Annotated in this window: 19 protein-coding genes; 10 read left to right on the plus strand and 9 right to left on the minus strand. The window is 47.9% G+C overall.

The genetic code is table 11. The annotated features are described in order from the left end of the window. The first annotated feature begins 159 nt into the window (after positions 1 to 159). Positions 160 to 1413 (plus strand): HD-GYP domain-containing protein, encoded by a 1254-nt coding sequence (locus AT705_RS14925; RefSeq protein ID WP_058798019.1) that lies wholly within the window; start codon positions 160 to 162, stop codon positions 1411 to 1413. On the opposite strand, the gene AT705_RS14930 is transcribed toward AT705_RS14925, so the two are convergent. Continuing rightward, positions 1373 to 1684, minus strand: a complete 312-nt coding sequence (locus tag AT705_RS14930; protein WP_010383225.1) for a hypothetical protein — start codon at positions 1682 to 1684, stop codon at positions 1373 to 1375. The two genes, AT705_RS14925 and AT705_RS14930, sit on opposite strands and share 41 nt — an antisense overlap. Before the next feature lie 293 nt (positions 1685 to 1977). On the opposite strand from AT705_RS14930, the gene AT705_RS14935 reads away from it, so the two are divergent. Further along, positions 1978 to 3234 carry an outer membrane protein transport protein gene (locus tag AT705_RS14935; RefSeq protein ID WP_058797172.1) on the plus strand — a complete coding sequence of 419 codons (1257 nt, stop codon included), beginning with the start codon at positions 1978 to 1980 and terminating at the stop codon, positions 3232 to 3234. A 42-nt stretch (positions 3235 to 3276) separates the two neighbouring features. On the opposite strand, the gene mutS is transcribed toward AT705_RS14935, so the two are convergent. After that, on the minus strand, positions 3277 to 5862 hold the full coding sequence (gene mutS / locus AT705_RS14940) for a DNA mismatch repair protein MutS (RefSeq protein ID WP_058797173.1): 2586 nt from the start codon (positions 5860 to 5862) through the stop codon (positions 3277 to 3279). Positions 5863 to 5886: 24 nt separating this feature from the next. On the opposite strand from mutS, the gene AT705_RS14945 reads away from it, so the two are divergent. Together AT705_RS14945 and recA are read left to right on the plus strand one after the other, a co-directional pair. Beyond that, on the plus strand, positions 5887 to 6378 hold the full coding sequence (locus AT705_RS14945) for a CinA family protein (protein WP_058797174.1): 492 nt from the start codon (positions 5887 to 5889) through the stop codon (positions 6376 to 6378). Positions 6379 to 6443: 65 nt separating this feature from the next. Beyond that, positions 6444 to 7496, plus strand: a complete 1053-nt coding sequence (gene recA / locus AT705_RS14950; RefSeq protein WP_010383217.1) for a recombinase RecA — start codon at positions 6444 to 6446, stop codon at positions 7494 to 7496. Positions 7497 to 8508: 1012 nt separating this feature from the next. Here the strand turns inward: recA and AT705_RS14955 are convergent. Together AT705_RS14955 and AT705_RS14960 are read right to left on the minus strand one after the other, a co-directional pair. Beyond that, positions 8509 to 10482, minus strand: a complete 1974-nt coding sequence (locus AT705_RS14955) for a hypothetical protein (protein ID WP_058797175.1) — start codon at positions 10480 to 10482, stop codon at positions 8509 to 8511. 243 nt (positions 10483 to 10725) lie between these two features. Beyond that, a complete protein-coding gene (locus AT705_RS14960) occupies positions 10726 to 11382 on the minus strand; it encodes a Crp/Fnr family transcriptional regulator (protein ID WP_058797176.1) in 657 nt (218 codons plus the stop codon). A gap of 309 nt (positions 11383 to 11691) precedes the next feature. Between AT705_RS14960 and AT705_RS14965 the strand changes: the two genes are divergently transcribed. Then, on the plus strand, positions 11692 to 11922 hold the full coding sequence (locus tag AT705_RS14965) for a YgjV family protein (RefSeq protein ID WP_058797177.1): 231 nt from the start codon (positions 11692 to 11694) through the stop codon (positions 11920 to 11922). Between the two features lie 57 nt (positions 11923 to 11979). Here AT705_RS14965 and AT705_RS14970 read toward each other — a convergent pair whose 3' ends face one another. Further along, complete coding sequence (locus AT705_RS14970; protein ID WP_058797178.1) at positions 11980 to 13623, minus strand: amidohydrolase; 1644 nt, start codon at positions 13621 to 13623, stop codon at positions 11980 to 11982. Positions 13624 to 13757: 134 nt separating this feature from the next. Between AT705_RS14970 and AT705_RS14975 the strand changes: the two genes are divergently transcribed. Next, the gene (locus AT705_RS14975) at positions 13758 to 14258 is read left to right on the plus strand and encodes a DUF1543 domain-containing protein (RefSeq protein WP_058797179.1); all 501 of its coding nucleotides are present in this window, start codon (positions 13758 to 13760) and stop codon (positions 14256 to 14258) included. An 18-nt stretch (positions 14259 to 14276) separates the two neighbouring features. Here AT705_RS14975 and AT705_RS14980 read toward each other — a convergent pair whose 3' ends face one another. Beyond that, entirely contained in the window at positions 14277 to 14480 is a 204-nt protein-coding gene (locus tag AT705_RS14980) for a hypothetical protein (protein ID WP_010383207.1), read from the minus strand. Between the two features lie 179 nt (positions 14481 to 14659). Between AT705_RS14980 and proB the strand changes: the two genes are divergently transcribed. From proB to gltX, 4 genes are all read left to right on the plus strand, one after another. After that, a complete protein-coding gene (gene proB / locus AT705_RS14985; RefSeq protein WP_058797180.1) occupies positions 14660 to 15784 on the plus strand; it encodes a glutamate 5-kinase in 1125 nt (374 codons plus the stop codon). 128 nt (positions 15785 to 15912) lie between these two features. Next, positions 15913 to 16866, plus strand: a complete 954-nt coding sequence (locus tag AT705_RS14990; RefSeq protein ID WP_157576800.1) for a GGDEF domain-containing protein — start codon at positions 15913 to 15915, stop codon at positions 16864 to 16866. 69 nt (positions 16867 to 16935) lie between these two features. Then, on the plus strand, positions 16936 to 17301 hold the full coding sequence (locus tag AT705_RS14995; protein ID WP_058797182.1) for a glutaredoxin family protein: 366 nt from the start codon (positions 16936 to 16938) through the stop codon (positions 17299 to 17301). A gap of 101 nt (positions 17302 to 17402) precedes the next feature. Next, on the plus strand, positions 17403 to 18890 hold the full coding sequence (gltX, locus tag AT705_RS15000; protein WP_058797183.1) for a glutamate--tRNA ligase: 1488 nt from the start codon (positions 17403 to 17405) through the stop codon (positions 18888 to 18890). A gap of 92 nt (positions 18891 to 18982) precedes the next feature. Here the strand turns inward: gltX and AT705_RS15005 are convergent, their stop codons facing one another. From AT705_RS15005 to AT705_RS15015, 3 genes are all read right to left on the minus strand, one after another. Then, the gene (locus tag AT705_RS15005) at positions 18983 to 19426 is read right to left on the minus strand and encodes a MarR family winged helix-turn-helix transcriptional regulator (RefSeq protein WP_058797184.1); all 444 of its coding nucleotides are present in this window, start codon (positions 19424 to 19426) and stop codon (positions 18983 to 18985) included. 1 nt (position 19427) lies between these two features. Further along, the gene (locus AT705_RS15010; RefSeq protein ID WP_049864505.1) at positions 19428 to 19910 is read right to left on the minus strand and encodes a glutathione peroxidase; all 483 of its coding nucleotides are present in this window, start codon (positions 19908 to 19910) and stop codon (positions 19428 to 19430) included. A gap of 85 nt (positions 19911 to 19995) precedes the next feature. Next, positions 19996 to 20865, minus strand: a complete 870-nt coding sequence (locus tag AT705_RS15015) for a LysR family transcriptional regulator (protein ID WP_058797185.1) — start codon at positions 20863 to 20865, stop codon at positions 19996 to 19998. Positions 20866 to 20943: the final 78 nt, after the last annotated feature.

Genomic DNA, 20943 nt, shown 5'->3' on the forward strand with positions numbered 1-20943 from the left:
TTGTAACATCAGGTCAGGTGCCAAAGCAGCCCTGATCTGACATTTTTGTTCATAATATCTCATCCTTTTCTATTAAACTCACTGCAATGACTAGACAATTAAGTCTAGCCTATGCATATTAATGCAATTTACACTGCCGCCAGGCATCATGCGAGCGATATGCGAGTCACCCTTCCTATTGAAGAGTTAAAACCCGGCATGTTTGTGGACAGCGTTCATAAACAAAAGTCAGGTGCTGAAGTTAAGATTAAATCTCGGGGTATGGTTCGGGATGAAGCTATCATTGCTCGTCTGGTTGACAATGGGGTGGTTGAGCTGAACATCGACTTTGCCCAAAGTGACATTCCTGTTCCCGAAAAATACCAGCAATCCCAGGAAAAAATGGATGCCACTGAGGCTGAGTCAAAAAAGCAGACGACACCGCAAAAATCAGATAGCACCACCAAATCTCCTCCCGCTAAAGAAAAAGTCATCAGCCTGGAAGAAGAGTTTGCGAATGCAGCCAGGCAATTTGAACAGCACAATAAACAATTACAAATGCTGTATGGCAATCTGACAGCGGGCATGCAAGTTGATATGACGTTGATCAACGACATCAGTCAGGAAATTGTAGGTTCGGTACTAAGAAACACCAATGCGATGGCGATTTTAACGCGGATTAAGGACAAAGAAGGCTTTAATTGGCGTCATATGATCAACTGTGCGATTTTAGTGACTGTGTTTGCAAAGTATCTTGGTCTGGGTAAAAAGGTGATTGAACAAATGGCCATTGGTGCCATGCTGCATGATGTTGGGCATACCAAAATACCTCAGGGCATTATCGACAAAAGTGGCCCCCTTAATAAATTAGAAATGAAAACCATGCAACGCCATGTTGCGCAGTCATTGGGACTGACGCGCGGTGCGCCAGGGATTACACCTTTGATGCTGGATATGATAGTCAGCCACCATGAGCGTCTCGATGGCAGCGGCTATCCGCGTCGTTTACAGGGCATGCAGATCAGTAAAGCTGCGCGTATCATGGCGATTGTGGATGTGTACGAGGGGATGACTGCGGAGCGTCCTCATCGTGATGGCGATGAGCCTTTGGTTGCGCTACGATATTTGCTGGCTAATAAGGCTCAGTTTGACCCTGTACTGGTACAGCACTTTATCAAATGCATTGGTGTGCACCCTGTGGGCACCATAGTGAAACTCAGTAATGAACGCCTAGCATTAGTTTTAGAGGGAAATCGTGGCGCGCCGACTGCACCCAAAGTGCGGGTGTTCTACAACACCAAGCATATGCACCATATCACGGCCAAAGACATTGATTTAAATGAGCAGGACAAAATCAAAATCGCTTCTACAGTCCGACCATTGGACTACCAGATCAATTTATCCCGTCTGTTAAAAGATCATCTGCTTGCTTAAGTTTGCGTTTCTGCCATTGCGCAGATAGTAAAGCACCGGCCAAGCAGCTAGCCATCATCAGGATCCACACTAATGTGCCTTTTTCGGTATGTAATGCCAGGCAGCTGCACACCAAAGCCAGTAGGGCGCTCAGTATCGCAGCCAGCCAGTAATGGTTGAGTGGGTTGTCGCATTGTCCGGCCCGCTTGCAAGCGCAGTAGTTAGCTTTGCACAGGCTGAATACGCTGAGTCCACAGAATGTCAGTGCACCGATCATCAATACTGCCAGCATAGACCTAATCTCCCTACAAGTGCCTCAAAATCGCAAGGCGGTGAATGTGGCTAAGAGTATATGCGAATCGGTATCTCGATTCAATAGTAATGAGAATTAATATCATTTGGGTGTGTAAAGCAGAGGTTAGAGTAATTGCTCTTCACCTGATCTTATCTGTAAATAACTTGCTTGATCTGCTTTAAAGTTGTCCAATTGAGTTGTTAAAAACGCTTAAGTTGCGGATTTTTGCTTTTCTTTTCTGTACTGTGTGAGCAATTTTTTATTCTTGTGAATAACATTTGAGGTTGAGAATGAACACAGTACTACGCGCATTGATGGCGACAGGTTTGATGGTGGTGTCTTCACAGTCACTGGCAGCTGCATTTCAGTTGGCGGAACAGAACGTTTCTGGATTAGGTCGTGCTTACGCCGGTGAAGCAAGCGCTGCAGATGATGCGTCCGTCGTTGCACGCAACCCGGCGTTAATGAGTCAGTTTCAGGGGATCCAGGTGAGCGCTGCAGCCATGTATGTAGAACCGGATGTAAGCTTGCAAGGTACATCAACCAATAATGGTTTACCGGCGAGCTTGCTTGACGATGACAGTATCGCTCCCAGTGCCGTGGTACCCGCTGTGTTTATGACAGCGCGTCTCAACGACCAATGGTCTGTTGGCGCGGGTGTGTACTCGCAATTTGGCTTGGCAACTGAGTTCGATAAGGAATACGCTGCGGGTCAGTTAGCAGGTGATACTGAAATTGTGACCATCAATACCGGTGTGTCAGTGGCCTATGAAATTGATCCGCAATGGACACTGGCATTGGGTCTGAACCATGTCTATGCCGATGCCAAAGTGATCCGCCATTTGGGTGCCAATCCGTTACAAGCGCCGGCCAGCACGGAAGTGGTAAACCTCGAAGGTGACGACAGTGGTTATGGTTGGAATCTGGGTCTGAGTTATCAGATTGATACAGACAATCGACTTGGTTTTCACTATCGCAGTGAAACGGATATTACCTTTGACGGCCACTTTAGTAATCAGTTGCCAGCGTCATTTGGCGGCACCAATGGCGTGGCATTGCCTGGCACGCTCGAGCTGACCTTGCCTGCGATGGCCGAAATCTCAGGAACACATAAACTGACTGAGCCAATGACCTTGCACTACAGTGTACTCTGGACGGGTTGGAATAGTTTCCAGGAGCTTGAAGCTCAGGTTGCAGGTAAGCCGGTATTTAACAAAAAGGAGCTGTTTGATAACTCATTACGCTTCTCTGTTGGGGGGGATTATCAATGGAGTTCGTCATTGAAGTTGCGTGCAGGTCTGGCGTATGACAGCTCGCCTGCCAATGAGTCACATATGTCTATCTCAATCCCGGATACTGACCGAACTTGGTACTCTTTTGGTGCAGAGTATCAGGTGAGTGAGACTGCCAGTGTGGATTTTGGTTTGAGTATCCTGCGTGGTAAAACTCAGACCTTTGTTGAGAAAGACAGCTTGGGTAGCGAGTGGGGTTTTAAGTCCAAAGGCCATGCCACGGTTGTGGGCATTCAGTACAACCATAGCTTCTAACTTGAATAGAAAAAAGCGGCTTGAGAGCCGCTTTTTTAATGTTTATAGAAGTGCTTTCAATTGATAGAGTAAGTCATGGGCAGCACGAGGTGACAGCTCGTCCGGGTCAAGCTCTGCAAGCATTTGTTCGACTTCAGACGGCCCACTGACCAAAGGCAGACTTTGTTGCATTTGGGTGGTCGGGGCTGTCTGCGGGCTTTCGACCACACTCTGGTGCTGCTCCAGCAATGCCAGCTTGCGCTTTGCCATGGCTAATACCGCTTTGGGTACTCCTGCGAGTCCGGCGACTTGTAAACCAAAGCTCTTGCTTGCAGCACCTTCCATCACCGTATGTTTAAAGGCGATGGTGTCATTGTGCTCAATGGCATCCAGGTGCACATTAACCAGGCCTGATTGTTGCTCTGCTAGCTCGGTCAGTTCGAAGTAGTGGGTTGCGAACAGGGTTTTGGCGGCAATTTTACCCGCCAGATAATCGGCAGTGGCATAAGCCAGAGATAAGCCATCATAGGTACTGGTACCTCGACCAATTTCGTCCATTAAGACTAGAGATTGGGCCGTCGCATTGTTGAGTATGGTGGCTGTTTCTGTCATTTCGACCATAAAGGTTGAGCGTCCAGAAGCCAGGTCGTCACTGGCACCAATCCGCGTAAAAATGCGATCCACTTTGCCTATTTGCGCAGCACTGGCGGGCACGTAACTACCAATGTGTGCCATCAGCACTATCAAAGCAGTTTGGCGCATATAGGTCGATTTACCGCCCATATTAGGACCCGTGATGATCAACATCTTGCGATCAGCACTGAGGTGAACCGGGTTGGCAATAAAGGGCTCTTTGCTGACCTGTTCAACCACCGGGTGACGACCAGCTTCAATGTGGATCTCATCGCCATTACTCAGCTCAGGTTGACAGTAGTCCAACGTTTGTGCGCGTTCTGCCAGCGTATTGAGTACGTCGAGATCAGCCAGCGCTGCCGACATGGTTTGCAGCTGCTCGATGTAGGGCGCGATCAATGTGAAGAGCTCTTCGTACAGTTGTTTCTCGAGTGCCAGCGCCTTGCTTTGGCTACCCAGTACCTTGTCTTCATGTTCTTTAAGCTCGGGAATGATATAGCGCTCATTGTTTTTCAGCGTCTGACGGCGGATATATTCGGGCGGTGCCAGATGTGAGTTGGCTTTGCTGATCTCAATATAAAAGCCATGCACTTTGTTGTAACCAATTTTTAGTGTGCTGATCCCGGTGCGTTCACGCTCTCGTTCTTCCAGCTGGTCTAGTACATCGGTTGCGCCCTCACTGAGGGCCCGCCATTCATCCAGCTCTGCGTTGTAACCCGGGGCAATAACACCGCCGTCGCGGATCAGCACCGGCGGATTATCTATGATGGCGCGCTCCAGTAAATCCTGGAGTTTTGGTAAGGTCGGAGACTGTGCACGGATCTGTTGTAGCCTGGGATCACTGCTTTCTGCCAACAGTTGATGTAATGGGGGAAGTGCCTGCAATGCATTGCGCAGTCGCGTCAAATCTCTGGGCCGGGCATTGCATAACGCCAGGCGTGCGACCACTCGTTCAATATCACCGATTTGGCGCAGACCGTCATAAACCTCAATATTGAGCTGTGACTCGATTAAGCTGGCAATGGCATTGAGCCGCGCATTAAGCTCGTCACGGTTACGTACCGGTGTGTGAATCCGGCGTTTGAGTAATCGAGAGCCCATTGGTGTGGCGGTTTTATCCAGCACTTGTGCCAGGGTGTTCTCTATACTGCCTGACAGGTTAACGGTCAGTTCAAGGTTTTTACGCGTGGCGGCATCCAGAATGACGGCGTGTTCGTTTTTTTCCAGGGTAATGGCACGGATATGAGGCAATGCGGTGCGCTGCGTGTCCTTAACGTATTGCATGACACAGCCTGCAGCGACCAATCCGGCCTTGGCGTCTGCGACGCCAAACCCAATCAGGTCTTGTGTACCAAATTGCTGGCATAGCAAATGAGTAGCCGTATCCAGATCAAATTCCCAGTCTGGACGTCGTCTGGCACCTTTTACTTGCTCAAGTACCAGCAAGTTGCTGAATGATTCGGGGTAGAGTAGCTCCGCCGGCTGCAATCTTTGCAGTGTTGAGGTGAGCGCTTCATCGGTGGCTAACTCGACGATGTTAAAGCGCCCCGAGTTAATGTCTAAATAGGCGACGCCGTAGTGTTGTTTTTCCTGCCATAAGGCGGCGAGTAGATTGTCCTGGCGCTCCTGTAGCAGCGCTTCATCAGTGACTGTGCCTGGCGTGACGATGCGTACGACTTTACGTTCAACGGGTCCTTTACTGGTGGCCGGATCGCCGACCTGCTCACAGATAGCGACGGACTCGCCCATCTGAACCAGACGGGCCAGGTAATTCTCAACAGCGTGATAAGGGACGCCCGCCATTGGGATGGGCGCACCGCCTGCCTTACCCCGATGTGTCTGTGAAATGTCCAGTAACTGCGCGGCGCGAATGGCGTCATCAAAGAACAGCTCATAGAAATCACCCATACGATAAAACAGCAGAATATCAGGGTGTTGCGCTTTGATCCTAAGATACTGCTGCATCATAGGGGTTTGTTGTTTTATAGTATGTTCGGAATAAAGATCTAACGACATTACTTATACCTAAAGGAAATGAGTATGGAGCTTCATACTGAGATAGCCAGCCTGGCGGCACAATTGGGGGCTATTCTAACCAATAACGAGCTGACAATCACTACCGCAGAATCATGTACTGGGGGTGGGATCAGCTATGCGCTGACCGATACGCCCGGGTCATCGGCGTATATTGAACGTTGCTTTGTCACATATAGCAATGAGGCAAAATCCCAATTGCTGGGGGTGACGCCAAACACACTGGCTGAGTTTGGTGCGGTTAGCCAGCAAACGGTCCAGGAAATGGTGCAAGGGGCGGCGAATGCTGCCCGGGCCGACGTTGCCATTGCAGTATCTGGTATTGCCGGACCTGGTGGCGGATCATTAGAGAAACCGGTTGGTACTGTGTGGTTTGGCTTCTATTTACAGGATAAAGTACTGTGTGAAGTCTGTCACTTTACTGGGAATAGAGCTGAAGTTAGAGTTCAAGCTATTGAATTTGCAATAAAAAGAATAATTTCTCTACTAAATGGTTAAATTAAGCTTGATACTGTAATTTCATACAGTATACTTGTCGTCAATACGCTAGATTGGAGAAGCAAATGAACGATAACAAACAAAAAGCGCTCGACGCTGCATTGTCTCAAATTGAAAGACAATTTGGTAAAGGCTCTATCATGAAGCTGGGCGATAGCCAGGCACTGGATATTGAAGCCGTTTCTACAGGCTCATTGGGGCTGGATATTGCTTTGGGTATCGGTGGCTTGCCAACTGGTCGTATTGTTGAAATTTATGGGCCTGAATCATCGGGTAAAACAACCCTGACGTTGCAAGCCATTGCAGAAGCGCAAAAACAAGGTAAAACGTGTGCCTTCGTTGATGCAGAGCATGCCTTGGACCCAGTCTACGCTGAAAAGCTGGGCGTGAACGTCAATGACCTGCTGGTCTCTCAGCCTGATACGGGTGAGCAGGCACTTGAGATCTGTGACATGCTGGTACGTTCAGGTGCCGTAGATGTGGTGGTCGTTGACTCCGTAGCAGCACTGACACCGAAAGCAGAAATTGAAGGTGAAATGGGTGATACCCACGTTGGTTTGCAGGCGCGTTTGATGTCTCAGGCATTGCGTAAGCTGACAGCCAACATTAAGCGTTCAAACACGCTGTGTATTTTCATTAACCAGATCCGTATGAAGATTGGTGTGATGTTCGGTAACCCGGAAACCACAACGGGTGGTAATGCGCTTAAGTTCTACGCGTCAGTGCGTTTGGATATCCGTCGTATTGGCTCTGTTAAAGAGGGTGATGAGGTTATCGGTAACGAAACCCGCGTAAAGGTTGTTAAGAACAAAGTTGCCCCGCCATTTAAGCAAGCTGAATTTATCATCATGTATGGTGAGGGGACGTCGAAGCAAGGCGAACTTATCGACCTGGGTGTGAAGCACAAACTGGTTGATAAAGCCGGTGCTTGGTTCAGCTACAATGGCAATAAGATTGGCCAGGGTAAAGCAAACTCAATTAAGTTCCTGAAAGAAAACACCGCCATTGCTGATGAGATTGAAGGCAAGCTGCGTGAAATGTTATTGCTTCAGGCAACCATTAAGCCTGAAGAAGGCGAAGATCAAGGTCTGGCAGATGTAAAAGACCTGGAACTATAACGACTACTAGCGTAGCGGAGCACTCAGCAGTTCATATGGGTGCTCCTTTCGATTATGTGAAACATGACACGTTTGCCTAACTGTCTGATTTTAATAGTACTTACTATTGCACTCTTCCGATAATACCCTCTTTTTCACCTCTTTTAGTACTCACGGTTATGTTCAGGCGCATTGTGTAGTTCTGAGCCCACCTCTGTCAGTCTTGTATCATTGTCCATTTGTTATAGCTGCTTTCAGAGTGATCCTCCTGTATTGGCTGGGGCGGTATTTTGTTATGTTGACAGTTCGTGGCGCCATATCTTTAAGACACCAGATAAGCGCATGATGGGCCCCTTGTCGAAATGATGGATGTGATACCAGTTCGCATCAATATACAACTAATTGGAGAGATTAGGTCAGCCGATAATTGTACTAAAAACTTCTCATTTAACACCTTTATCTGAGGTATGCGTTCGCAAATTTTCGCCTCGCCTATATGGATATAGGTACCTCAGTGATAGCTGGAGGCGTGAGCGGCGTGCTCGCCGGGATTTACTCGTCTCAAGATTGGTTACTTAATTATGAGGGTTGGTATAACAAGGTTTAGATTTACATCTTAAACAGGGGATCTGCCAGCTTTACTTAGCTGCTTGCTGTTTGAATTAAGAAAACGCCACGGCTCATATGGCATAAATACAGCGGTACATGCTTAGTATCAGATGAAGTTTGGCTCGACAGGTTGTGTATGTAACTGGCTAGGCTTATGCCGATAAGAGGCACAGATAGAAAGGTCGCAATAAATGTGTCGCATCGATTAGATATTAAAATAGCTTAATGTCGCCTCAGGTGGCCCCAATTCCGACGATAATAATGTGGGAGGCTTGTGTATATGAACTGCAGTCGTGTTTGGTTGGCTCGTAAAATAACTGGCATAACGCTTAATGATTAATAAAACGCACAATGATGGTGTTGTCTTGCTCAGGAAATAAAAAAGCCGCGTAAAACGCGGCTTTAATTCAGTTTACTTTAGTGATTAGTTACCACCAGTACCTGTTACAGGCTGGTCAGTGATAGCACACGGCACTGGAATATCAAGCGTAGCAGCTGTGGTATTAGCTTCAATTGCTTGAGTGAACCAAGTGTTGTTGTTCGGGTTCTTATAACGAACAGTGTAAGCTGCATCGTCACCACCTTCCAGTGTTACGTCGAACTGACCTGATGGGTAGAACGTCTTAACGAAGCGACCGCCACGGAACAGTTGTGCAATAGTCGGTGTAGAAACCGGTGTTGCAGGGACGTCGGCCGTGTCATTGTTATTACACACGAACTGAGGAGTTAGTGGCTTAACGATGTTGCTTGCAGGTGCAGTTGTTAGCTTAAGTGTACCGTTGTTCAGGTCACACAAGTTAGTGAAGGTTACAGCAGTAGCTTCACCATCTGATGCGCCACCTACAGTAACGTTGTCACCAGTAACTGCATTATCCAGAATGTTCACACCGTCTTTCATCATTTTCAGTTTAACTTCAAATGAAGGAGGGTTTCTGAATGTGCCTTTAGTTAAGTCTGAACGGTTGTATGCACCGATAAGTAGACGGTAGCTGTTCGCTTCAACCAATACGTCTGCGTATACCTGGCTAGGCTGGTCGTTTGCGTCAACAATGTCGAAGCTCAGGCGACGGTCGTCACATTTCTCAGCATCTATAATGTATGTGAAGAAATCCAGGTTCCAGTAAGACAGGTGGTTTACAGATACTGCAACGTCGTGCGTTGCCGCATTTTCATCTGCATCTGCTTTAACTACACCGTAGCTCTCGAAAGACCATTTACCAGCATCTTCGTCATAGCTCCAAACAGGGAAGATATCGTTAACTTGAACCTGACGAGTATCAGCAGCTTGAGTACATACACCGTTTGCAAACAGACCAGTACCCTCAGCTTCTGCAACTGCAGCAACAGCTTCAGCACTCAGGTCATCACCTTCATATGTCATAGGACAAGTGTTGATGGTTTTTTTGTCTACTTTCATTGCTACTTTAATAGCACCGTCGCCGAAGTTATCAACTTTTGTACCGTTTTCGTCAACTAGTTCGATTGCAACAAAACCACCAGTCGTGAACGAGCCTTCACGCGCTGTGTCATCAGCGTTGTTAGGATCTTCAGCAACAGTCAGTGCCAAGCCGCCAGGGAATGCATCAAGAGAAGAATCTTGCGCCGCAACACCATCTTGTTCGCTTTCTGAACGAGTTGCTTCATTAGCGAAATATGCAACAGTTAGCGTAGGCACTGATTCTAATACGTTATTATCTGCGTCACGGAATACTGTGCCGTTCTCTAAAGTAACTGCAACACCACCTGCCGCTTTGTTTTTATTCTTCTCAGCATCAAGGTCTTGAGTCAGAGTAATGCTGTCTGCGCCTTCGATAGCTAAACCACCGTCCGCTGAGTATGAAGTTGTAACACCTTCACCCGCCAAATCTTCAAGTGTACTTGTAGCTGCAATAATCGGTGCTGCGTCTTCAGCCTGCTCTAAGGTGCGTGCTGTCAGGCGGATCTGATCTGCAACGTCTGTCTCAGTTGTTGAAATTTCAACAGTACCTGAGTTAGACAGGAAGCCTTCAGCCGTTACAACAAAATCAAAGGACAGGCCTGTTTCTGGAATCGCACCAACTGTGAACGCAAAAGAACCACCAGTAGCTGCTCTATCTTCATCAGTCAAAGCTGCGCCCGCTGTGCTCAATACACTAGCTGCATTATCACTCGTGAAGCTAATAGTTGCACTTACATCATCGCTAAGTGGCTGGCCTTGTGAGTCAGTAACAACGATTGAGAATGAGCCAGCTTGTTTTTCAACAACCTGATCTGTAGGAGGAGTAGCAACCTTTTGGGTTGGCTCCGGTGGCGGCTGGATATCAACGTTATTGTCATTGTCGCTAAAACAGCCTGCTAAACTAACTGTAACGCCCAGTGCCAGGGCAAGTTTTGTTAGTTTGAATTGTTTGTTTCCCATGATTTTTACCTTTTCCTTTAAATCCAAGTAAACTGAGAGTAGTCACTAATGCTCTGCAGATGTAAGTGAGCCTTGCCCCGCACGCAAATTAGTGTCTAGAGGATAAGCCCACATTAATTTTTCGTCAAGTGAACTGCTCGATCTTTATCCAAAATTTCACATAAAATAATAACCTACTGATGTACTTTTCGGTTATCGCGCCACTTCTGTTAATAATCCAATATCCAGAAGCATTATAAGTAATTAAATTTGTGCAAACGCATCGATAAATGCCTGTAATTTAGCCATGTCTACAGGCTTTAGTCCCTCAGATGTTCTCACTATTAACCCTTTTTCAACAAGTTCACTGACGACTCGGCGATAAGCGCGCTCTGTGGTTGCAAAACGCTCAGCTTCTGCGCTGACGGTAGAGTATGCTCGCAGTAATGCAGGGTGGTTGTTCTCGGCTCTGAGCAAACAGTCTTTGGCGATGTTATAGCTTAGTGGCAGCAATAGCTTGTCGAGGTTTATTTTTTGGTTTTCTGTAAACTTTGCTGCAATAGTTTGTGCGGTGTATAAACTCAACTCGGGTTGCGCGAGCAACAGCTGTCGCCAATGTTTCAGCTCGATCAAGTTATATTGCACATTATTCAGACAGGTAACCGTGTAAATACATGGCTGATTATTCAAGGCTTCAATTTCACCTATTAAGGTGTTGTTGCAGTCCAGCTGGCCTAATAGCAGGCGACGGCCATTACCCACATCATAACTAAAAGACACCGTACCACTTCTCACCAAGATCAGCTTTGTGAGTGGTTCATCCTGATGAATGAGCACTTCTTTTTTTGTGTGCTGAAAACTATTACCAGCGAAGCTGAGCAGTTGTTCCACCAAGGTGGTTGAAAAATGATATTGAAACATCTAGATGGCTCTTCGGACAATTGTCCTATTTATTAATTTGTTATGAAGATAGCATGCGTGTCATCGGTTTCATGCTAACTCACCCGATTGAGAGGCTAAGTGCTTTTCACCCCCGTTCCCGTGTTAGAGCTTATTTCAGGTCCTAATTTCTGTGGGGTTTAGTGAGTTAGCCTTTTTATTCAATGTCGCTTGCATGACGACAGTGTGCTATATGCAAGCCAGCGCCAATTAGACACGTGCTATTATCCTGCATTCTGAGTCTTGGTGTCTACACTGAATAATGCTAACTCAACTGCGAGGAGAGAACAAATGACTTGGGAACTTTTAGGTTACATTGCGTCCGCTTTTTTAGTCGTCTCTCTCATGATGTCCAACGTGGTCAAGTTACGTTGGTTCAATCTCGCAGGGTGTATTTGCTTTACCATCTATGGGGTGATGATCACCGCCTGGCCCGTTGCATTAACTAATGGGTTATTGGCGCTTGTGAATATTTATCACCTGGCAAAGCTACACCGTTCAGATAGCGACGCTTCCTCCTAAAAGCATCTACATATGAGCGGCAAGTCGCGCCGCTCCTGGTTGCTGTCTGTTACAGGCTTAATCGTGTGAATAACGCAGCTGACCTGCAATCCAAGTCTGTTTGACCTGGATGTCTCTGATCTCCTGTTCTGGCACTTTAAAGTAATCTTTATCCAACAAAATAAAGTCAGCCCACTTGCCTTGCTCCAGACTACCCAGTTTAAACTCCTGAAAAGCGGCGTAGGCAGCATCTAACGTAAACGCCTGTAAGGCCTGTGTTCGTGTCAGCCGTTCATGATTGCGCCAGCCCTGTTGCGGGTGGTGCTGTGCATTCATGCGCGTGATTGCCGCGTGTAAACCATGAAACGGGTTGGCCAACTCTACCGGGAAATCTGACCCTGCTGCCACTTTACTGCCTTGTTGCAAAAAGGTTTGCCAGGCATAGGCCCCTTTGAGCTGCTCATTGGTGAGCCTTTGCTCTGCCATGTGCATATCCGAGGTAGCATGTACGGGTTGCATTGAGGGAATGATATCCAGGGCCTTAAATCTCGGTATGTCACCCGGTTCAACAATTTGTGCATGCTCTATTCGGTTTCTTAACAATTTACCACCGATGGTTTTAAAGACACTTTCATAGCTGTCCAGCACCAGCCGGTTGGCACGGTCGCCAATGGCATGCGTATGCGCACTAAAGCCGTGTTTTACAGCCTGCGCTATTAATTGTTCAAGGTGCTGCGGCTGTTCAAGCATCAGGCCTCGGTAGCCCTGGCGGTCTTTGTAATCTTTCAGCAATGCAGCTCCGCGGCTACCCAATGCACCGTCCGCGTATATTTTAACACTACGAATAGACAGCATATCGCGCTTATCTTTGTACACTCCCGCTTTTAACATACTGTCCAGCTGAGGGTCTGCGGCGCTGAGCATGGCATAGATACGCAGCGGTAAGGTCTGGCTTTGTGAGCGGTTTTGGTAAAGTTTCCAGGTTTGTTTATCGATACCTGCATCATGCGCGCTGGTTATACCCAGGCTGAGTAAATGCTCACCGGCTTTGTTCAAAGCCCGATTAAGGTGCGCTGTGGATGTGGGGGGGATGTGTTTTTTTACAAGGTTCTCTGCTTTGTCGATAAAAATACCAGTTGGATCCCCGGATGTGTGACGAAGGATCTCGCCGCCAGCAGGAGAGGCCGTTTGTGCATCAATGCCTGCCAATGACATTGCCATACTATTAACCCAGATGGCATGGCCATCAACTCGCGTCAGGACCACTGGGCGGTCTTTGACAAACTTGTCCAGATCCGCCGCAGTCGGAAAGCGATTAGGCGTCCAGCGTGTTTGATCCCAGCCACGGCCGAGGATCCAGCCTTTGGGATTTTGGGCGCTAAACGCCTTAAGTTGCTGACCTACCTGCTCTACTGAGTTGGCATCACGAATATCGAGTCGGGATAGATTATTGCCCAGGCCAATGATATGGCCATGTGCGTCAACTAGTCCTGGCAGTAAGGTCATACCCTGCCCATCAAATTTAATGGCTTTTGGGTATTGGACTGCAAGTTGTTTGTTACCTATCCGGACGACTTTACCATCCTTGATCACTAAGGTCGCAAAGGTCTTTACTGCGCCGCTGCGGGTGGGTGTATAACCGTTGACATTGTGTATCAGTGTAAACTGAGCCATGCTGATCCCACTGTACAAAGTCAGGGCCAGACAAATAAACCGGATCATGGCGGGAGTTTCCTTGTGTTATTTTATTTGTTTAGCAACCAATACCGCATTTTGTCTTAAAAAGACATCGAACTGAGACGGAAAAACGACTGTGGTAACATAAACTGATATTTGTTCTTTTTATAGGGTCAATAATGCAGTTATTTATGGTTTATCTGGGCGGCCGTTTGAGTGGCTGTCACATTGAAATGCATGACATTCGTTTTGTGGTTGGTACACGTATTGAAGACACATTTGGTGCGCTAAAGCAGCAATGGGTTGGTGACAGAGACAAAGTACACATGGACAGCTATGTTGCGCTCAGACATATCGATGGATATCAGATAGACCTGGTCAGTGAGCCTCCCCTTCAACAGCCCAATTTATATTTTGTGAATCTGGGTGGTTATCGCCATGATAGTCTGGCAGAGCAACATGCATTTGGCTTGTTTGTCGCCCCAACAGCACAAGCGGCCAAAGACCGGGCGCTGAACACATTACTGCCTGATACCGAATTGCGCCATAAGGATGATTTGTATGCTGTGGATGACTGTATGGTGTTGGATCTTATCGATGGCAAGCACTATGTTCAGCTGACGCCCAGCGGTCAGTCCCAGCCCATCGTTCCGCAGTGGTTTGGCTACCATAAGTTGTGATGATGCCGCTGCCCCGTTTTATTCTTCTTTGTCTGCTTTAATGGCGATCCTGATGGCAATAATGACAATCGCAAACATCAGAAAAGGCAGCGCTGCTAAGGCATATTCTGCAATATGACTGTCCTGATAGTTAGGCTGTAAAATAAAGTGGCCACCAATACACAAAGCGATACTTACAAAGAGTAAAGGTAACATTTTTAGTTCTTTATTTGGTTTGCTCATGATCCCAGCCTGTTCATTACTTTTCGTCACAGGCTTTTTAAACGAGTTGGCTCGACAACGCAAGTTAATGCGGGCGTTTCTTTGATCCAACTCCTTTTTTGCAGTGCCATTTTTTTGCACTCCTCTTCGTGATATAACAAAGCTTAATGCCTGTCATTTATACAGTGAAGGAATGAGGAATGAAGAAAAGTAAGGTTATCGTGATTAAGTTGGGGACCAGTGTGCTTACTGCCGGTACAGATAAGCTCAACAAGCCACGTATGATCGATATTGTCACTCAGTGTATGGCACTCAAACAACAGGGTTATTTACCCGTATTGGTGTCCAGTGGCGCTGTGGCTGCGGGCAGAGATGCGGTCGAGCACAGTGTCGGCGTTTCGATAGCAGAAAAACAAATGCTGGCGGCCATTGGGCAGGGTCAATTGATCCACTTATGGCAGTCTTTGTTTGCGCTATTTGATCAGCCTGTGGCACAGCTACTGCTAACACGCGCAGATGTAGAAGATCGGGAGCGCTACCTTAATGCCCGCGATACCATAACGCAGTTGCTGAAACACCAGGTGATCCCCATTGTCAATGAGAACGATGCCGTTGCCACATCAGAAATAAAAGTAGGTGATAATGATAACTTATCTGCGCTGGTGGCGATTCTGGCCAACGCCGATAAGCTTATGTTGCTGACCGATCAACCCGGTCTGTTCACGGCGGATCCCCGCAGCAATCCCAAGGCCACGTTAATCTCTGAGGTCGAGTTTATTGATCAGTCATTGATGGCGCTGGCGGGTGGGGCGGGCAGTAAGTTGGGCACGGGCGGTATGTATACAAAGCTTGAAGCCGCACGTACTGCACAACGGGCCGGGATCGAGACCATCATTGCCAAAGGGGCAGAACCTCAGGTGATTGAACAGGTGATGGCGGGTACTGCACAAAGCACCACATTTGTACGCTTTGGTGCACCGCTTGAGGGACGTAAAAAATGGCTCATGTCAGGCCCTAAATCAACAGGGTATGTGCAATGTGACCCCGGTGCGGTGGCTGCCATCGCGCATCAGGGGGCAAGTTTGTTGGCGAAGGGCATTGTGGCTATCGGTGGCGAGTTTGCACGGGGCGATGTGATTGAAGTACGTGACCTTGACAACCAATTGCTTGCCAAGGGGCTAGTCGCTTTTGATCATCAGGAAATGGACCAAATCAAACGTCTGCATAGTAGTGAAATCCCCCTGGTTTTGGGTTATCCCGCGTCTAATGTAGTGGTGCATCGAGACGATCTGGTGTTGCTGGATATCTACGCCGGCTCACTCTAAGTTTTAGCCTTTGCTGCCTGGCTGAGTCTGTTATTCACGGGCTCAGGTCAGGCCTATTTTGCAGGTAGGATTGAAAGCTGGTAAATAAGCGCTAATCTTTAAGGTGGGTCTGAATACCGGGCAATTACGTGACTACCTCCACTTGCGGACACGAATACACCATTAGCTTGTTAGAGCTAAAAGAAGAGCAAGCGTTGTATCAGCAGTTTTGCGACATTCTGCAGTCGCTGCTGCCAGAACAGCCCTTGAGTTTTTTTATACGCCCTAGCTTGTCTCACAAAGAAGCGCTAAAGCTAATTTACCAGCAACATGTCAGTAAACCCTTGGCACTGCACGAGATGCTCGAGAAAGTCCAACTATGTATGGGCAAACCTGTGCTCATCAGTAAATCCTACACCTGTATGCCGCTGCGGCTTGACGATCAAATGATTGGCTTGCTGTGGATCTATGAGGCGTTAACTCCGGCTAGTTGCAATCTGACTGCACATCTGATGAATGTGTTTTTTCATCAGTTGCATACTCTGGCGCTGGCTCGTATTGACCCCTTATCTCAATTACTCAATCGCCAGACCTTTGATGAGAAAGTCCTCGAAATCGCGTCAGGCCAGGGCTTTTTGCAACCCCGTGATGAACCGGATCCCCGTCGCTGGTACCTGGCTTTGTTCGACATAGACCATTTCAAGCGCGTCAATGACTCCTTTGGTCATGTGATAGGAGATGAAGTGATTTTATTGACCGCTCAGCACCTGAAAGAGAATTTCCGGGCCGAGGACTATGTGTTTCGCTACGGAGGAGAAGAATTCGCAATCTTGTTTCAGGCGCACAATGATAGCGAAGCCCAATCTTTGTTAGATCGCGTACGCGGCGTGATCCGTTCTGTGACGTTTCCTCAGGTGGGGCAGGTAACCCTGAGTGTTGGCTTTACGGATGTGACGGACGTGATGCAAGTGTCCGAGCTGGTTAATCAGGCCGATATGGCGTTGTATCACGCCAAACAACATGGCCGGGATCGGGTCATTTTTTATGGCACGCTGGAGGGCGTCTCTTTGCAGGTTACGACCTCAGATATTGAACTTTTTTAAGTCATTCGGTACCAATTTTCCAGCAATTCTGTGGTATTCTACGCGCCACAAGAATTCTGGAGTATGACAATGAAATTAATCCGTATGCTGCTTGGCAGCCTGATTTTACTGTTTGATTTTATCTTTACCCCGCGCAGTAAAAAGCGCCCGGCAGAGGCGCAAGCCAAGTTGGATGCGCAAACCGCCAATCTGAAACTGTACCAATTCAAAGGGTGTCCGTTCTGCGTTAAGGTACGTCGTGCCGCCAAACGGGAAGGCCTGAAACTGGAAACCCGTGATGCTAAGAACAATCAGGCATATCGTCAGGAGCTGCAAGAGCAGGGTGGCAGAATAAAAGTGCCTTGTTTGAGGATTGAAGAACAGAACCAGGTAACCTGGCTGTATGAATCGAACGACATTGTTGATTATTTACAAAAGCTTGAGCAAGCTGCTTAATCACGACATTCGGCAAACTGGCTGTCAGCGGTTTGCCCGTACAAGGGGCTATGCTAGCATTAGTCCCATGACCTCATTAGACACAATTTAAGAGAAAAAACATGACTATCCGCACGCGTGTTGCACCGTCACCGACGGGCGATCCCCACTTAGGTACAGCCTATATTGCGTTATTCAACTACTGTTTTGCCAAGCAGCAAGGTGGTGAATTTGTTCTGCGTATCGAAGATACCGATCAGCAAAGAAGCACCCCGGAGTCAGAGCAAGCAATTATGGACAGCCTGCGCTGGCTTGGCCTGGAGTGGGATCACGGACCGGATGTCGGCGGTGACTTTGGTCCTTACCGTCAGTCTGAGCGCAGTGACTTATATAAAAAATATGCCCATCAACTGGTGGAAGAAGGCAAGGCGTTTTACTGTTTTGCAACGGCTCAAGAGCTCGACGAAATGCGTGAGCAGCAAATGGCTGAGGGTTTACGTCCTAAGTATGATGGCCGTGGCCTGAAACTGACTGAGGAAGAAATTCAGGCAAACCTGGATGCGGGCAAACCTTATGTGATCCGTATGATGATCCCAGAAGAGGGCAGCTTTAAATTTAACGACTACCTGCGTGGTGAAATTGAGATCCCGTGGGAAAATGTCGACATGCAGGTACTACTGAAAGCGGACGGCTTCCCAACCTACTTCCTGGCCAACGTGGTTGACGATCACCATATGCAGATCAGCCATATCTTCCGTGGTGAAGAGTGGATCAACTCAGCGCCTAAACTGCTAAAGCTGTATGAAGACTTTGGCTGGCAAGCACCGGTTCTTGGCCACCTGCCATTACTGCGTAACCCGGATAAGTCGAAATTGTCGAAGCGTAAGAACCCGACTTCTATTAACTACTATAAAGAAATGGGTTACCTGCCAGAAGCGGTATTGAATTACCTGGGCCGTATGGGTTGGTCTATGCCTGATGAGCGTGAAAAATTTACACTGGCTGAGATGATTGAACACTTCGACATGAAGCGCGTGTCTTTGGGTGGTCCGGTGTTTGATATCGACAAGCTGAGCTGGCTAAATGGCCTGTGGATCCGTGAAGATCTTAGCGATGAACAGCTGATTGAACGCTTTGTTGACTGGAAGCTCAATGGCCAGATGCTGGCACGTGTGCTGCCAGAAGCGAAAACTCGCATTAATACTTTGTCAGATCTGGTTGGCCTGGCGGGTCACTTTGTTGGTGGGATCCCTGAGTATGATCCGGCTTTATTGACCGCAGGTAAAGTAGAAGAAGACACCGTGCGTCAGGCACTACAGTTCTTTATCTGGGAGCTGGACAAGCTACGTCAGTGGAACAAGAGCGAGATTTTCGCCGTCGCTAAATCGGTGGCGACTTTCCATGAGTTGAAGATCAAAGATTTCCTTGAGCCAATCTTCGTTGCCATTACCGGCAAAACCTCGTCGACCTCTGTGGTGGATGCTATGGAGATCCTGGGATCTGACCTGTCTCGTGCGCGCTTACGGGTGGCATTGAATCACCTGAGTGTGTCTAAGAAGCAAGCGAAGAAGCTGGAAAAAGCATACCGTGAATACCCAAGCATAGGATAACGGCGAACAACTTACATTATGCCCTCAAGGTTGACGGGATAATGAAATGAGTTGGAATAGAAGGCTGAACTGAGGTTCAGCCTTTTTTATGGCTAATCAACATCTAACTGACTCGTTAAAAAGCCATCCAGGAGTGTCTTGAGCTGTTGCAGATCTGCCAGTGGCATTTTGGTTTGTGCCAGCATTTGTTGGGGAATGCAGCTACAGTCAGCTTCCAGTGCTTTGCCTTTTTCTGTGAGATAAATATGGCACTGACGCTCATCACGTTCTGAGCGCTCCCGCGTGACTAATGCTTGCTGAGCCAGCCGTTTAAGCAGTGGCGTGAGTGTGTTGCTGTTGAGTTGCGCGCGCTTGCCAATTTCTCCCACCAGTAACCCATCTTGCTGCCAGAGGATCATCAGTACAATATATTGCGGATACGTCAGGCCGCGCGCCTTCAACAGCGGTTGATAAAGCCGGGTGACCTGCCGCGATGCGGCATACAGGCTAAAACACAGTTGATTGTCCAGACGCAGTTCCGAGGGCTGTTCTTTCATTTTATGCGCTTAATGCTTTTTCAATGTCTTTACTTATTTTCTCAGGTTTTGTTGTTGGCGCATAGCGTGCTAATGGCTGGCCATCTTTGCCCAGCAGGAATTTAGTAAAGTTCCACTTAATTTTATTACCAAACAGGCCGGGCAGAGCGTCTTTGAGATAAGCATACAGCGGGTGTGCCTGCGCACCATTCACGTCGATTTTTTCCATCATCTGAAAATCCACGCCATAGTTGATCAGGCAGCCTTGCTGTATCTCGGTGGCACTGCCGGGCTCCTGCTGGCCAAACTGGTTACAGGGAAAGCCAATTATGCTTAGGCCCTGCGAGCCGTATTGCTCATGCAGCGCCTGAAGCCCCTCATATTGTGGGGTCAATCCGCACTGACTGGCAGTATTAACAACCAGCACGACTCGGCCTTGCAGGCTGCTAAACTCAAACGGTTGCCCTTGCAGCGTATTTGCACTGAACTCATATAGTTTTGTCATTTTAAATCTCTTGAGATTATGTCGTGTGCGATATAATCTAGAGTAACAGGCCACATAGATCAAGTTTTATTCAGTCAAAGCTTGTCTATGTGGAGTGAAACCGGTCTAAGAGAAAGTCGATGAGCAAGCGCACGCGATAGGGCATGAGATCTTTGCGTGGATAAACCAGCCAGGAGGCGTTGTCGGTGACCTGAAATTCATCCAGCAGGCTGATCAGTGCACCTGAGGTGAGATGCGGTTCGACAATGTCGCGTGCCAGATGGGAGATCCCCAGTCCTTGCAGGCAGGCCTGTAACAGGGCATGTGGGTGATTCGTCCGCCAGTTGCCGTTGATTTTGACTTCTTCAATCTCGCCATCAATGATAAAGCGCCATCGATTATTTGCAGCCAGCAGGCAATTATGCTGAGCCAGTTCATGGGGGTGAGTGGGGGCAGAGTGAGCATCAAGGTAACGAGGGCTGGCAGCCAGGGTCATTGGTCGGGGTGTCAGCTTACGGGCGATGAGACTGGAGTCGCGCATGCGGCCAAAGCGGATCGCCAGATCAAAGCCATCTTCAACCAGGTCAACGTTGCGGTTGTTGAAATCAATTTCAACTGTCACTTCCGGATACTGAAGGCAAAACTCGGCAATCACTGGGGCAACCGTATTGGCGACAAAATCCCCGGCACCGGTAATGCGAATATGCCCTTTCGGTATTTGCTGACCACCTAACAGCTGATCATTGGCGTCGCTGAGTTCTTGCTGGATCAGTTTGAGTTTGGCTGCGTAATGCTTACCTGCGTCGGTCAGGTTAATGCTGCGTGTGGTACGTTGCAGCAGCAAAGTGCCCAGCCGCTGCTCCAGTTGTTGGATCTGGCGGCTCACATGTGAAGTTGATACATCCAGTGCCTGAGCGGCTTTACTGAAACTGCCCTGCTCAACGACGGCGAGAAAGATATCCAGCCCTTGCCACATTTTTATTTCTCCAGTGCAAGTAAGATTAATATAATATTGTTATTGTTGCAGCATGGCAAAATTAATTTGCCAGTGAAC

Source organism: Pseudoalteromonas rubra, assembly GCF_001482385.1.
Lineage (GTDB): Bacteria > Pseudomonadota > Gammaproteobacteria > Enterobacterales > Alteromonadaceae > Pseudoalteromonas > Pseudoalteromonas ardens.

Excerpts from the sequence above, each read along its gene's own strand:
- AT705_RS14925 (WP_058798019.1), top strand. The coding sequence starts at position 160 with ATGCGAGTCACCCTTCCTATTGAAGAGTTAAAACCCGGCATGTTTGTG.
- AT705_RS14930 (WP_010383225.1), bottom strand. The coding sequence starts at position 1,684 with ATGCTGGCAGTATTGATGATCGGTGCACTGACATTCTGTGGACTCAGC.
- AT705_RS14935 (WP_058797172.1), top strand. The coding sequence starts at position 1,978 with ATGAACACAGTACTACGCGCATTGATGGCGACAGGTTTGATGGTGGTG.
- mutS (WP_058797173.1), bottom strand. The coding sequence starts at position 5,862 with ATGTCGTTAGATCTTTATTCCGAACATACTATAAAACAACAAACCCCT.
- AT705_RS14945 (WP_058797174.1), top strand. The coding sequence starts at position 5,887 with ATGGAGCTTCATACTGAGATAGCCAGCCTGGCGGCACAATTGGGGGCT.
- recA (WP_010383217.1), top strand. The coding sequence starts at position 6,444 with ATGAACGATAACAAACAAAAAGCGCTCGACGCTGCATTGTCTCAAATT.
- AT705_RS14955 (WP_058797175.1), bottom strand. The coding sequence starts at position 10,482 with ATGGGAAACAAACAATTCAAACTAACAAAACTTGCCCTGGCACTGGGC.
- AT705_RS14960 (WP_058797176.1), bottom strand. The coding sequence starts at position 11,382 with ATGTTTCAATATCATTTTTCAACCACCTTGGTGGAACAACTGCTCAGC.
- AT705_RS14965 (WP_058797177.1), top strand. The coding sequence starts at position 11,692 with ATGACTTGGGAACTTTTAGGTTACATTGCGTCCGCTTTTTTAGTCGTC.
- AT705_RS14970 (WP_058797178.1), bottom strand. The coding sequence starts at position 13,623 with ATGATCCGGTTTATTTGTCTGGCCCTGACTTTGTACAGTGGGATCAGC.
- AT705_RS14975 (WP_058797179.1), top strand. The coding sequence starts at position 13,758 with ATGCAGTTATTTATGGTTTATCTGGGCGGCCGTTTGAGTGGCTGTCAC.
- AT705_RS14980 (WP_010383207.1), bottom strand. The coding sequence starts at position 14,480 with ATGAGCAAACCAAATAAAGAACTAAAAATGTTACCTTTACTCTTTGTA.
- proB (WP_058797180.1), top strand. The coding sequence starts at position 14,660 with ATGAAGAAAAGTAAGGTTATCGTGATTAAGTTGGGGACCAGTGTGCTT.
- AT705_RS14995 (WP_058797182.1), top strand. The coding sequence starts at position 16,936 with ATGAAATTAATCCGTATGCTGCTTGGCAGCCTGATTTTACTGTTTGAT.
- gltX (WP_058797183.1), top strand. The coding sequence starts at position 17,403 with ATGACTATCCGCACGCGTGTTGCACCGTCACCGACGGGCGATCCCCAC.
- AT705_RS15005 (WP_058797184.1), bottom strand. The coding sequence starts at position 19,426 with ATGAAAGAACAGCCCTCGGAACTGCGTCTGGACAATCAACTGTGTTTT.
- AT705_RS15010 (WP_049864505.1), bottom strand. The coding sequence starts at position 19,910 with ATGACAAAACTATATGAGTTCAGTGCAAATACGCTGCAAGGGCAACCG.
- AT705_RS15015 (WP_058797185.1), bottom strand. The coding sequence starts at position 20,865 with ATGTGGCAAGGGCTGGATATCTTTCTCGCCGTCGTTGAGCAGGGCAGT.